The organism is Streptomyces sp. NPDC025721 (assembly GCF_055558595.1).
In genome coordinates, this window is record NZ_JBVHMF010000002.1 from 178136 (window position 1) to 190819 (window position 12684).

Annotated in this window: 7 protein-coding genes; 4 read left to right on the forward strand and 3 right to left on the reverse strand. The window is 73.0% G+C overall.

The window, feature by feature from the left end; translation table 11 throughout:
• Nucleotides 1–21: 21 nt before the first annotated feature.
• Together ACZ4EF_RS04770 and ACZ4EF_RS04775 are read left to right on the forward strand one after the other, a co-directional pair.
• The gene (locus ACZ4EF_RS04770) at nucleotides 22–1482 is read left to right on the forward strand and encodes an aldehyde dehydrogenase family protein (protein WP_467502781.1); all 1461 of its coding nucleotides are present in this window, start codon (nucleotides 22–24) and stop codon (nucleotides 1480–1482) included.
• A 547-nt stretch (nucleotides 1483–2029) separates the two neighbouring features.
• On the forward strand, nucleotides 2030–4927 hold the full coding sequence (locus ACZ4EF_RS04775; RefSeq protein WP_467502782.1) for an FAD-binding and (Fe-S)-binding domain-containing protein: 2898 nt from the start codon (nucleotides 2030–2032) through the stop codon (nucleotides 4925–4927).
• 60 nt (nucleotides 4928–4987) lie between these two features.
• On the opposite strand, the gene ACZ4EF_RS04780 is transcribed toward ACZ4EF_RS04775, so the two are convergent.
• The 3 genes from ACZ4EF_RS04780 to ACZ4EF_RS04790 form a co-directional block, all read right to left on the reverse strand.
• The gene (locus tag ACZ4EF_RS04780) at nucleotides 4988–5803 is read right to left on the reverse strand and encodes a DeoR/GlpR family DNA-binding transcription regulator (protein ID WP_391047428.1); all 816 of its coding nucleotides are present in this window, start codon (nucleotides 5801–5803) and stop codon (nucleotides 4988–4990) included.
• Between the two features lie 120 nt (nucleotides 5804–5923).
• The gene (locus tag ACZ4EF_RS04785; RefSeq protein WP_467502784.1) at nucleotides 5924–6505 is read right to left on the reverse strand and encodes a MarR family winged helix-turn-helix transcriptional regulator; all 582 of its coding nucleotides are present in this window, start codon (nucleotides 6503–6505) and stop codon (nucleotides 5924–5926) included.
• Nucleotides 6502–7923 carry an MFS transporter gene (locus ACZ4EF_RS04790; RefSeq protein ID WP_401853284.1) on the reverse strand — a complete coding sequence of 474 codons (1422 nt, stop codon included), beginning with the start codon at nucleotides 7921–7923 and terminating at the stop codon, nucleotides 6502–6504. Before ACZ4EF_RS04790 ends, ACZ4EF_RS04785 begins: the two co-directional genes overlap by 4 nt.
• A 154-nt stretch (nucleotides 7924–8077) precedes the next feature.
• On the opposite strand from ACZ4EF_RS04790, the gene dusB reads away from it, so the two are divergent.
• Together dusB and ppdK are read left to right on the forward strand one after the other, a co-directional pair.
• The gene (gene dusB / locus ACZ4EF_RS04795) at nucleotides 8078–9235 is read left to right on the forward strand and encodes a tRNA dihydrouridine synthase DusB (protein ID WP_391047420.1); all 1158 of its coding nucleotides are present in this window, start codon (nucleotides 8078–8080) and stop codon (nucleotides 9233–9235) included.
• 412 nt (nucleotides 9236–9647) lie between these two features.
• Nucleotides 9648–12371 carry a pyruvate, phosphate dikinase gene (gene ppdK / locus ACZ4EF_RS04800; RefSeq protein WP_467502785.1) on the forward strand — a complete coding sequence of 908 codons (2724 nt, stop codon included), beginning with the start codon at nucleotides 9648–9650 and terminating at the stop codon, nucleotides 12369–12371.
• Nucleotides 12372–12684: the final 313 nt, after the last annotated feature.

Consider the following 12684-nt stretch of genomic DNA (forward strand, 5'->3'; position numbering starts at 1 on the left):
CGGCCTTGAGAACCACAGGAGATGACCGACAGCATGGACGTCCTGGAGATTCAGTCCCTGGTGGGCGGGCGATGGACCGGCGCCCCGACGGCGGTACGGGACAATCCGGCCGTCCCCGGTCAGCGGGTCAGCCTCAGCGCGGACCTCGACGCCGCCACCGTGGAGCGCGCGCTGGACGCCGCCCACGCCGCCGCCCGCGACTGGGGACGCACCCCGGCCCCCGCCCGTGGCCGGATTCTGGAGCGGGCCGCCGCGCTCCTCGACGACCGCGCGGACGAGGCCGCCCGGGACATCACCCGCGAGGAGGGCAAGACCCTCGCGGAGGCGCGCGGCGAGGTCGCGCGGGCCGCCGACATCCTGCGCTTCTACGGCAGCGAGGGCTGGCGAATCGGCGGCACGACGTACCCCTCGGCCGCGGGCACCGACCTGGTCTACAGCCGACGCGAACCGCTGGGCGCGGTCGCGGTCATCACCCCCTGGAACTTCCCGATCGCCATCCCCGCCTGGAAGTCCGCGCCCGCCCTGGTCAGCGGCAACGCGGTGGTGCTCAAACCCGCCCAGATAGCCCCCGCGGGCGCCTGGCACCTGGCCAGGGTGCTCCAGGAAGCCGGCCTGCCAGACGGGGTGTTCACCCTGCTGACCGGCTCCGGCGCCCGGATCGGCGCCCAACTCGTCGCGTCGCCGCGGATCGACGCGGTCACCTTCACCGGCTCGGTGGGCGTCGGCGCGGGCATCTACACCGCCGCCGCGCCGCGCCGCATCCGGGTGCAGCTCGAACTCGGCGGCAAGAACGCCGTCGTGGTCTGCGACGACGCCGACGCCGCGGTGGCCGCGCGCATCGTCGCGGCGGGCGGCTTCGGCCTCACCGGCCAGGCGTGCACCGCGACCAGCCGGGTGATCTGCCTGCCGGGCGTCAAGGACGCCTTCCTCGACGCCCTGAGGGAGGAGGCCGCGGCCTACCGGCCCGGCGACGGACTGACCGACGGCGTACGGATGGGCCCTGTGGTCAGCGGCGCCCAACTCGCCACCGATCTGGGCTACGTGGACAAGGCCCTGGCCGAGGGGGCCAGGACCGTGGTCGGCGGCGCGGACCCGGACGGCCTGCTGTTCGGTCCCACGGTGCTGACCGGCGTGCGGCCCGCCGACACCGTCGCCCAGGAGGAGGTCTTCGGCCCGGTGGTCGCGCTGCTCGACGCCACGGGCCTCGACCAGGCCATCGACCTGGTCAACGACTCCCGCTTCGGCCTGACGGCCGGTGTGGTCACCAACGACCTGGACACCGTGCACCGGTTCAGCTCCGAGGTGCGGGCCGGAGTGATCAAGGTGAACCGGCCGACCAGCGGGGTCGAGCTGAACGTCCCCTTCGGCGGGGTCGGCGACTCCTCCACCAACACCTACCGCGAGCAGGGACAGACCGCCGTGGACTTCTTCACCTGGACCAAGAGCGTGTACCAGGCGTCAGCGCCCGGCAGCGCGTCATGACCGGCCCGCGGGCGGACGCGGAGGGGAAGCCGCCACGTCCGCGGGCCCGGGGGGAGGCCGACCGGCCGCACCAAGGGGGGAGCGGCCGGTCGGCCCGATGTCCTGGCCGACGAATGACCTGGCCAACGAATGACCTGGCCGACGAGTGACCGGACGCGCGTGCGCCCCCGCGCCCGACACGGCGCGCACCGGCGAAAACGCCCGGCCGACCGGGCAGGCGACGGCGCGCGGGCGCCGTACATCCACTCGGACGAGCGGGTGGACCGCGGCGCGTGGGAGCCGGTCTGCCCGGCCGAGGCGGTCTACTACGAGGACGGCCCGCCCGACGACCGGCGCGGGCACCTCGCCGCCGACCGGGACTCCGCCGTGTGCCGGGGTCGCCGGGTGGCGCCGGAGAGGTGGGCGGGACCGGTACCGACGCCCCGCCGGCCGCGGGGTGCCGCCGCCGTCGTGGTGACGGCGGCGGGACACGACCTCGCGGCGACGACCTCGTGGCCCCGCCGTCCGGACGCGGCGGGGAAGCGACGACAGGAACGGAACGAACGCGATGGACAAGCCGAACGCACCCCACGGGCCGGGCGACGCGGCGGGCGGCGCCCGCCGCCTGCGCGAACTGCTCGGCCCCAGCGTGCGGTTGGACGCGGGCACCCGTGCGCTGTACTCCTCCGACGCGTCCAACTACCGGGTGCCCCCGGTCGCCGTGGTGCGCGCGGAGTCGGCGGCGCACGCCGTCGACACCGTCGCCCACTGCCACCGGCTCGGGCTGTCCGTGGTGGCACGCGGCGCCGGAACCTCGGTCGCGGGCAACGCGATCGGCCCCGGCGTCGTCCTCGACCTCACCGCGCTCGACGCGGTCGCCGAGATCGACCCCGAGCGCCGTACCGCGACCGTGGGCGCCGGTACCGTCCAGGCCCGCCTCCAGCGCGAGGCCGCGCCGCACGGCCTGCTGCTCGGACCCGACCCGTCGACCGCGGACCGCTGCACCATCGGCGGGATGATCGGCAACAACGCCTGCGGCGCACACGCCGTGGCCTGGGGCAACACCCGTGACAATGTGGTGTCCGCCCGGCTGCTGCTGGCCGACGGCCGCCAGGTGACGGCCGATCAGCACGGCACGTCGGACGCGGAGTTGAACACCCGGCTGCGGCAGACGGCCGACGCGCACCTGGCCGTCCTGCGGACCGAGTACGGCCGCTTCCCGCGCCAGGCGTCCGGCTACGCGCTGGACGCGCTGCTGCCCGAGCGCGGCTTCGACGTGATGAGTTCGCTCGTCGGCTCGGAAGGCACCCTGGCGCTGGTGCTCGACGCCACCGTACGGCTGGTGCCCGCGCCCGCGGCCCGCGCGCTCGCGGTGCTCGGCTTCCCCGACATGCCCGCCGCCGCCGACGCGACCCCGGCGCTGGTGGCCTTGGGCCCGCTGGCCGTCGAGGGCATGGACCGGCGGCTGGTCGAGGTCGTGGTCCGCCGTAAGGGGGCCGCCGCCGTGCCCGCGCTGCCGCGCGGCGCGGGCTGGCTGCTGGTGGAGACCGGCGGCGCGAGCCTCGCGGAGGCGGAGCACGCGGCCCGCGCCGTACTGGCCGCGTCCGGCGCGGTGGACGGCCAGGTGGTGACCGACCCCGGCCGGATCGCCGCGCTGTGGCGGATTCGTACCGACGGGGTGGGCCTGGCGGGCCGCACGCCCGGCGGGGCCGACGCCTGGCCCGGCTGGGAGGACGCCGCCGTACCGCCGGAACGGCTCGGGGCCTACCTGCGGGACCTGGACGCGCTGCTCGGGCAGCACCACTACGACGGCCTGCTGTACGGGCACTTCGGCGACGGCTGTGTGCACGGCCGCTTCGACTTCGGTCTGCGGGACGAGGGCGGCGCGGCCCGGATGCGGGCGTTCCTCGAGGACGCCGCCGACCTGGTGGCCGCGCACGGCGGCTCGATGTCGGGCGAGCACGGCGACGGCCGCGCCCGCGGCGAACTGCTCGCCCGGATGTACTCGCCCGCCGCGCTGGGCGCCGCCGCCGCGGTCAAGGCGGTCTGGGACCCCGGCGCCCTGCTCAACCCCGGTGTGCTGGTCGACCCGGCGCCGCTCGACGCCGACCTGCGGGTCCGGCCGCAACTGCCCGTCGTCACCAGCGCGTTCGCCTACCCGCACGACTCCGGCGACCTCACCCGCGCCGTCCACCGCTGCGTCGGGGTCGGCAAGTGCCGCGCCGACCTCACGACCTCGGGCGGCGCGATGTGCCCGTCGTACCTCGCGACGGGGGAGGAGCGGCACTCCACCCGCGGCCGGGCCCGGCTGCTCCAGGAGATGATCAGGGGCGACCTGGTGGACGGCGGCTGGGCCGACCCGGCGGTGCACGAGGCACTGGACCTGTGCCTGTCGTGCAAGGCGTGTTCGAGCGACTGCCCGGCGGGCGTCGACATGGCCACGTACAAGGCGGAGGTGCTGCACCAGCGCTACCGGCGCAGGCTCCGCCCGGTGACGCACTACTCGCTGGGCTGGCTGCCGCGCACCGCCGGGCTCGCCACCCGGCTCGCGGGTGTCAGCAACGCGCTGCTCGGCAACCGGTGGGTCGGCGCGCTGGTCAAGCGGCTCGGCGGGATCGACGGACGGCGCGGGCTGCCCCGCTTCGCCCGCCACACCTTCCGGGCGTCCTTCCGCGCCGACCGCGACGCCCGCGACGCCCGAGGCCCGCGCCCGTCCCGCCCCCGCGTGCTGCTGTGGGTGGACAGTTTCACCCAGTCGTTCTCGCCCGAGGTCGGCACGGCGGCCGTTCGCGTACTGGAACAGGCCGGATACGCCGTCGAGTTGACCGGCCGTCAGGTCTGCTGCGGACTGACCTGGATCTCCACCGGCCAGCTCGACGGCGCGCGCCGACAACTGCGCCGTACGTACACGGCACTTGAGCCGGCCGTCGCCGACGGTGTGCCCATCGTCGGCCTCGAACCGTCGTGCACGTCCGTGCTGCGCCGGGACGGCGTCGAGCTGCTGCCCGACGACCCCAGGGCGCGGCGGGTGGCCGATCTCACCGTCACTCTGGCCGAGTTGCTGAGCCGTACGCCCGGCTGGAGCCCCCCGGACCTGTCGGGCGTCCGGACCGTCGCCCAACCGCACTGCCACCAGCGGGCGGTGATGGGCTGGCGGGCGGACGAAGAACTGCTGCGCACGGCGGGCGCCGACGTCACGGCGGTCGGCGGCTGCTGCGGGCTCGCGGGCAACTTCGGTGTGGAGCGCGGCCATTACGACGTCTCGGTGGCCGTCGCGCGGACCGCGCTGCTGCCCGCGCTGGAGACGGCGGAGCGCACCGGCCCGGTGCTGGCCGACGGATTCTCCTGCCGCACCCAGATCGACGACCTCGCGGCCGGCGCCGGAGCGGTCCACCTGGCCCAACTGCTCGCGTCCGCGCTCGACGCGTCCGACGGCCGGGCGGTGGAGGACGGCGACGACGGTTGAGACGGTTAAGGGGGGACGCTCAGGGGGGGCAACGGTTCGGCGGGCCACGCCGTGACGACGTCAGACCGGCTCGGCCACCTGCACCTCAAGGCCGGCGCCACGCAGTTCCGCGAGCTGCGTGGCGCTGATCCCCGAGTCGGTGATCAGCAGGTCGGGGCCGTCCACGGGCGCGAAACGGGAGAACAGCGCGGTGCCGATCTTCGAGTGGTCGCACAGCACCACGACCCGCCGGGCGGAGGCCATCATCGTCCGCTTGACGGCGCTCTCGGAGACGTCCGAGGTGGAGAAGCCGTGGTCCACCGTTATCCCCGAGGTGCCCAGGAACGCGACGTCGACCTTGACCTCGTCCAGCGCCCGCAGCGTCAGCATCTCGACCTCGGCGAGCGTGTCGTTGCGGACGCGCCCGCCGGTCGTGTAGACGGCCGCGCCCGGCTTGCCGGTCATCGTGACGGCGATGGGCAGTGAGTTGGTCATCACCACCAACTGCGGCCCGCCTGCGTAGAGATCGGCGAGCCGTCCGGTGGTGCTGCCCGCGTCGATGAGCACCGCGCCGCCGGTCGGCATGTGCGCGAGCGCCGCCGCGCCGATCGCCGTCTTCTCCTCGGCCATGATCCGGGTGCGCTGGGCGAGACCGGGGATGCCGTGCTCGTTGTCCAGCAGGATCGCGCCGCCGTGCACCCGGCGCAGCGCGCCGGTCTGCTCCAGCTCCACCAGGTCCCTGCGCACCGTCTCCGCGGTGACCTGGAACCGCTCCGAGATCTCCACGACGGTCAGCCTGCGCCGCTCCCTGAGCAGTTCCACCAGGGCCCGTCGGCGCTCGGTGGGGAACGCGGGCCTGGCCTCCTCGGCAGCGCGGTCATCGGCTTCTGGCGTCACCGTCCAGACCTTAGACCATCACCCCCTCGGGGACGGGGACAGCCGGCCGGTCGAGGCGGCGGCTGAAGCGGTGGTCGCGGCGGCGGCTGAAGCCGCGGTCGAAGGGTGGTCGAGGCGGGCTCAGTCCTGGGCCGCCAGGGCCGCCACGATGCGGTCGAGCGCCGTCAGATCGGCGGCCGACAGAGCGCTCAGCGACTCCGGCGGGGCGCCCATGATGGCGTTGGCGCGATCCGCGGCGGCGTGGCCCTCGGCGGTGGCCGTCACGATCTTGGAGCGCCGGTCCGCGGGGTGTTCGTGCCGCTCGACCAGACCGCGCTTGGCGAGGTCGTCCACCACCAGCGTCGTGTACGGGCGGTCGGAGGAGAGCTCGGCCGCCAACTCGCTGAGCCGGGCGGGAGAAGCGGCGACCCGGCGCAGCACCTTGACCCGGAAGAAGCTCATGCCCAGCGCTTCCGAGGTCTCCTTGCGGCGCTCGTTGCGCTCCAGTACGTAGGTGCGCAGATTGCGCCAGATCCGCTCCGCGGTGGCATCGGCCGCGTCCGCCGGGCCGACCGCGTCCGTACGGCCGGTTTCCCCGCCGGAGGCAGCGTCAACGGAGGCAGCGTCAACGGTGACAGCGTCGGCGGAGGCCGTACGACCGGCGGAGACCGTAGGACCGGAGACCGTACCGACGGAACTCGTGGCTTCTGGCGTCGTCGTCATGAGGTGCTCACCGGGATTCGGGGGGTGTCGTCTTCTTCGGGCACGAGCAGATCGGCCGCGCGTTCGGCCGTACCGCGGGCCCAGCGTCCGGTGGTGAGCGTACCGATGAGCAGGACGGAGGCGCCGCAGCCCGAGATGATCCACCAGGCGGTGGTCTGCATTCCGGCGGCCAGCGCGGCGCCGATCACGGCGACGCCCAGCGACTGGCCGATCTGGCGGCTGGTGGACGCCACGGCCGCCGCGACCCCGGCCTGGGCGCGGGGCATGCCGGACACGGCGGTGTTGGTGATCGGGGCGTTGACCAGGCCGAAGCCGATGCCGAACAGGACGTAGGAGGTGAACAGCAGGGCGTTGGAGGACTCGGCGTCCAGCACCGCGAAGATCACGCCGCTGGCCGTCATGGTGAGACCGGCGAGCATCAGCGGCAGGCGCGGGCCGCGCGAGGCGACCAGCCGCCCGGACAGCGGCGCGAAGACCAGGCACATCACGGCCATCGGCAGCATGTAGAGCCCGGCGTCGAGGGCGGACAGGCCCCGGTCGTCCTGGAGGTAGAGGGTGTTGAGGAAGAGGAAGCCGCCGAGCGCGGCGAAGCCGCTGACCGCGATGAGGGTCGCGCCGCTGAAGGGCGCGCTGCGGAAGAAGCGCACGTCGATCAGCGGGTCGGTGCGCCGCTTCTCGTACCGCGTCAGGCCGAGCAGCGCGAGCACCGTGACGACGAAGCAGCCGACGATCAGCGGGGAGGTCCAGCCCGCGCCCGAGCCCTCGATGATGCCGTAGGTGAGCGAGCCCAGCAGCGCGATGACCAGCACCTGGCCGACCGGGTCGACGCGGCGCGGCCGGGGCGCGCGGGACTCGGGGATGTAGCGCGAGGTGAGGATCAGGGCGAGCACGCCCACCGGCAGGTTGATCCAGAAGATCGACCGCCAGCCGACGGTCTCCACCAGCGCGCCGCCGACGATCGGTCCGGCCGCCATGCTGATCCCGACGACACCGCCCCACACGCCGATGGCGCGGGCCCGTTCGCGGGCGTCGGTGAAGGTGTTGGTGATGATCGACATCGCCACCGGGTTGAGCATGGAGCCGCCGACCGCCTGGATCATCCGGAAGGCGATCAGCCAGCCGAGACCGGGCGCGAGGCTGCACAGCAGCGAACCGAGCGTGAAGAAGACCAGCCCGATCCGGAAGATCTTCTTCCGGCCGAGCCGGTCGGCCGTGGAGCCGGAGAGCAGCAGCAGTGAGGCGATCACCACCAGATACGCGTCGATCGTCCACTGGAGGCCGGAGACGGAGGCGTGGAAGTCCCGCCTCATCGACGGCAGCGCCACGTTCAGGATCGTGTTGTCCAGGCTGACGATCAGCAGGCTCATGCAGCAGATCCCCAGGATGAGCATCCGACGCCGGTGCGTCAGCTCAGGCATGCGTCCGGGCTCCTCTTGTCGGTTCTTGGCGCTCGTCGCCGGTACGGGGGCGGCGTCATAGGTGCTGACACCAACGATTGTACGACCAGAATCATTTTGATCGTACAACCAATCTCGGCCGAGGGCCGTGCGCGAGTACGCGACAATGGACGGCATGACCGCTGACGCCGCCACGCTCACCCGCCCGGAAACCCTCCGGATCGGCCCGCACGCCGTGTGGCCGCCGGTCGTGCTCGCCCCGATGGCGGGCATCACCAACGCGCCCTTCCGCACGCTCTGCCGCGAGTTCAGCGGCGGCAAGGGGCTGTTCGTCAGCGAGATGATCACGACGCGCGCGCTGGTCGAGCGCAATGAGAAGACCATGCACCTCATCCACTTCGACGCCTCGGAGACACCGCGCTCCATCCAGCTCTACGGTGTCGACCCGGCGACCGTCGGCAAGGCCGTGCGGATGATCGTGGACGAGGATCTGGCCGACCACATCGACCTCAACTTCGGCTGCCCGGTGCCGAAGGTGACCCGCAAGGGCGGCGGGTCCGCGCTGCCCTTCAAGCGCAATCTGCTGCGGGCGATCCTGCGCGAGGCGGTCGGCAACGCGGGCGACCTGCCGGTCACCATCAAGATGCGCAAGGGCATCGACGACGACCACCTCACGTATCTCGACGCGGGCCGGATCGCGGTGGAGGAGGGTGTGACGGCGGTCGCGCTGCACGGCCGCACCGCCGCCCAGCACTACGGCGGCACCGCCGACTGGGACGCCATCGCGCGGCTCAAGGAGCACGTGCCCGAGATCCCGGTGCTCGGCAACGGCGACATCTGGTGCGCGGACGACGCGGTACGGATGATGCGGGAGACCGGCTGCGACGGCGTCGTGGTCGGCCGGGGGTGCCTCGGGCGGCCCTGGCTCTTCGGCGACCTGGTCGCCGCCTTCGAGGGCGGCGCCGCGCCCGCCACCCCCGACTTCGGGCAGGTCGCGCGGGTGATGCGGCGGCACGCGGAGCTGCTGGGGGAGTGGATCGGGGACGAGGCACGCGGTGTCGTCGACTTCCGCAAGCACGTGCCCTGGTACACCAAGGGCTTCTCGGTCGGCTCGGACGCGCGCCGGGCGCTGGCCACGGCCTCGTCGCTGGCCGAGATGGACGAGCACCTCGGCGGCCTCGACCTCACCCAGCCCTGGCCCGCGCACGCCGACGGCCCGCGCGGCCGTACCGCCCCCGGCAAGCGGGTCGTCCTCCCGGACGGCTGGCTCAACGACCCGTACGACTGCGCCGTGCTCACGGAGGACGCCGAATCCGACACCTCGGGCGGCTAACCGTCCGGGAACGCCGGCCGCGCACGGCCGGAGCGGGCCCTGGCCGCCGTCCAGCATGTGAGACGCGAGGCGTGATTCGCGCCACGGTTGATAGGGCTTGCGCTCAAACGAGCGCGAAGAGGGGTGTCGCACCTTCCGAAAGCATGGCACGCGGTGCCACCCCCGCTGTGTCCACGCGGCACGGCGCCACGTGACGCTCCGTAGACCGAGTCGCCGAAGCGGCCACCGGAGTGAAACCGTCCGTTCGACTCGTGAACGGAGCGCGAACACCGGCCGGCGAGCCCCCCGCCCGGGAGACACCGGCAGACGGGCGGTTACCGCCGTGTGTCGAGGTCATGGACGCACTGCGGCGCCTTCGACCTGGGTACGCTCCCCGCCGTCAGGGCATCCCGGTCGCGAGGAGTCGAGTCCCGTGTCGGCACGACAGAAGAAGCAGAAGTTCGTCTACGACTTCACTGAGGGCAACAAAGACCTCAAGGACCTGCTCGGCGGCAAGGGAGCGAACCTCGCCGAGATGACCAACCTCGGCCTGCCCGTCCCTCCGGGTTTCACCATCACCACCGAGGCGTGCAGGGTCTATCTGGAAACCGGCGCGGAACCCTCCGCGCTGCGCGACGAGGTGAGTGCGCACCTCGACGCGCTGGAACAGCGGATGGGCAAGAAGCTCGGCCAGCCGGACGACCCGCTGCTGGTCTCGGTCCGCTCGGGCGCGAAGTTCTCCATGCCCGGCATGATGGACACCGTCCTCAACATCGGCCTGTCCGACGCGTCGGTCGCCGGGCTCGCCCAGCAGGCGGGCAACGAGCGCTTCGCGTGGGACTCCTACCGGCGTCTTGTGCAGATGTTCGGCAAGACCGTGCTCGGTGTGGACGGCGACCTCTTCGAGGACGCGCTGGACGAGGCCAAGCGGCACAAGGGCGCGGACAGCGACCTCGGTCTGGACGCGGCCGATCTGCGACAGCTCGTGGACGACTTCAAGGCGATCGTCGCCAAGGAGGCCGGCCGGGACTTCCCGCAGGAGCCGCGCGAGCAGATGGACCTCGCCGTGCGCGCGGTCTTCGACTCCTGGAACACCGAGCGCGCCAAGCTCTACCGCCGCCAGGAACGTATCCCCGGCGACCTGGGCACCGCCGTCACCGTCTGCTCGATGGTCTTCGGCAACCTCGGCCCTGACTCCGGCACCGGCGTCGCCTTCACCCGCGACCCGGCCAGCGGCCACCAGGGCACGTACGGGGACTATTTGCAGAACGCCCAGGGCGAGGACGTCGTCGCCGGTATCCGCAACACCGTGCCGCTCGCCGACCTCGAAGGCATCGACAAGGCGTCGTACGACCAGCTCATCTCGATCATGGAGACGCTGGAGACGCACTACCGCGACCTGTGCGACATCGAGTTCACCATCGAGCGCGGCAAGCTGTGGATGCTCCAGACCCGGGTCGGCAAGCGGACCGCGGCGGCGGCCTTCAGGATCGCCACCCAGCTCGTCGACCAGGGCCTGATCAGCGAGGCGGAGGCGCTGCAACGGGTCAACGGCGCGCAGTTGGCGCAGCTCATGTTCCCGCGCTTCGACGACACGGTCGCCGACAGCGGGAACGTACGCCGGATCGGCTGGGGCATCGCGGCCTCGCCCGGCGCCGCCGTCGGCAAGGCGGTCTTCGACTCGTACACCGCCGTCAAGTGGTCGCGGTCCGGCGAGAAGGTCATCCTGATCCGCCGCGAGACCAACCCCGACGACCTCAACGGCATGATCGCCGCCGAGGGCATCCTCACCAGCCGCGGCGGCAAGACCTCGCACGCCGCCGTCGTCGCCCGCGGGATGGGCAAGACCTGCGTGTGCGGCGCAGAGGAGCTGGAGGTCGACACCAAGCGGCGACGGCTGACCGCGCCGGGGGGCGTGGTGATAGAGGAGGGCGACCTCATCTCGATCGACGGCTCCTCGGGCAAGGTGTACGTCGGCGAGGTGCCCGTCGTACCGTCCCCGGTGGTCGAGTACTTCGAGGGCCGCATGCACGCGGGGGCCGACGAGGCCGACGGACTCGTCCAGGCGGTGCACCGGATCATGGCGTACGCCGACCGGGTCCGCCGGCTGCGAGTACGCGCCAACGCCGACAACGCCGAGGACGCCAACCGCGCCCGCCGCTTCGGCGCGCAGGGCATCGGCCTGTGCCGTACCGAGCACATGTTCCTCGGCGAGCGCCGCGAGCTGGTCGAGCGACTGGTGCTCGCCGACACCGACGCCGAGCGGGAAGAGGCGCTCGGCGCGCTGCTGCCGCTGCAAAAGGCCGACTTCATCGAGCTGTTCGAGTCGATGGACGGACTGCCGGTGACCGTACGGCTGCTGGATCCGCCGCTGCACGAATTCCTGCCCGACATCACGGAGTTGTCGGTACGGGTCGCGCTCGCCGAGTCCCGCAGGGACGCCAACGAGAACGACCTCCGGCTGCTCCAGGCCGTTCACAAGCTCCATGAGCAGAACCCGATGCTGGGCCTGCGCGGCGTACGCCTCGGCCTGGTCATCCCCGGCCTGTTCGCCATGCAGGTACGGGCCATCGCGGAGGCGGCGGCGCACCGCAAGTCCGTCAAGGGCGACCCGCGCCCCGAGGTGATGATCCCGCTGGTCGGCACCGTGCAGGAACTGGAGATCGTCCGCGAGGAGGCCGACCGCGTCATCGCCAAGGTCGAGGCGGCCACCGGCGCCTCGCTCGGCATGGCCATCGGCACGATGATCGAGCTGCCGCGCGCCGCGCTGACGGCCGGTCAGATCGCGGAGGCCGCCGAGTTCTTCTCCTTCGGCACCAACGACCTCACCCAGACCGTGTGGGGCTTCTCCCGCGACGACGTCGAGGCGTCCTTCTTCACCGCCTACCTGGAGAAGGGCATCTTCGGCGTCTCCCCGTTCGAGACCATCGACCGCGACGGCGTCGGCGCGCTGGTCCGCTCCGCCTGCGAGGCCGGCCGCGCCACCCGCCCCGGCCTCAAGCTCGGCATCTGCGGCGAGCACGGCGGCGACCCCGAGTCCGTCCACTTCTTCCACGACGTCGGGCTCGACTACGTCTCCTGCTCGCCCTTCCGCATCCCCGTCGCCCGCCTGGAGGCCGGCCGCGCCGCCGCCCGTCCCCCCACGCCGACCACCTGACCGGGCCGGGCCCGGACCGCCGCCGGACGCCCCTTGCCCTGGGGGCACCCTCACCGACCGGCGACCCGTTCCCGACCCCACCCCGCCGGGGGCGACGCTTCGTGCGGAAGCGCCGCCCCCGGCGCTTTCACGTACGCCGGGGCACGGCCCGGCCATGCCGGCGCCGCGGCGTCCCACGCCCACGATCCGAGGCGCGCACCCGCGATGAGCACAAAGAGGTCGCCGGGGGGGGGGGGGCGGGGGGGGGGGGGGGGTGGGGGGTGGGGGGGGGGGGGGGGGGGGGGGGGGGGGGGGGGGGGGGGGGGTGGTTTTT

What these genes read in the sequence shown, in the direction of transcription:
- ACZ4EF_RS04790 (WP_401853284.1), bottom strand. Translation starts at nt 7,923, where the DNA reads ATGCCTGAGCTGACGCACCGGCGTCGGATGCTCATCCTGGGGATCTGC.
- dusB (WP_391047420.1), top strand. Translation starts at nt 8,078, where the DNA reads ATGACCGCTGACGCCGCCACGCTCACCCGCCCGGAAACCCTCCGGATC.
- ACZ4EF_RS04785 (WP_467502784.1), bottom strand. Translation starts at nt 6,505, where the DNA reads ATGACGACGACGCCAGAAGCCACGAGTTCCGTCGGTACGGTCTCCGGT.
- ACZ4EF_RS04775 (WP_467502782.1), top strand. Translation starts at nt 2,030, where the DNA reads ATGGACAAGCCGAACGCACCCCACGGGCCGGGCGACGCGGCGGGCGGC.
- ACZ4EF_RS04770 (WP_467502781.1), top strand. Translation starts at nt 22, where the DNA reads ATGACCGACAGCATGGACGTCCTGGAGATTCAGTCCCTGGTGGGCGGG.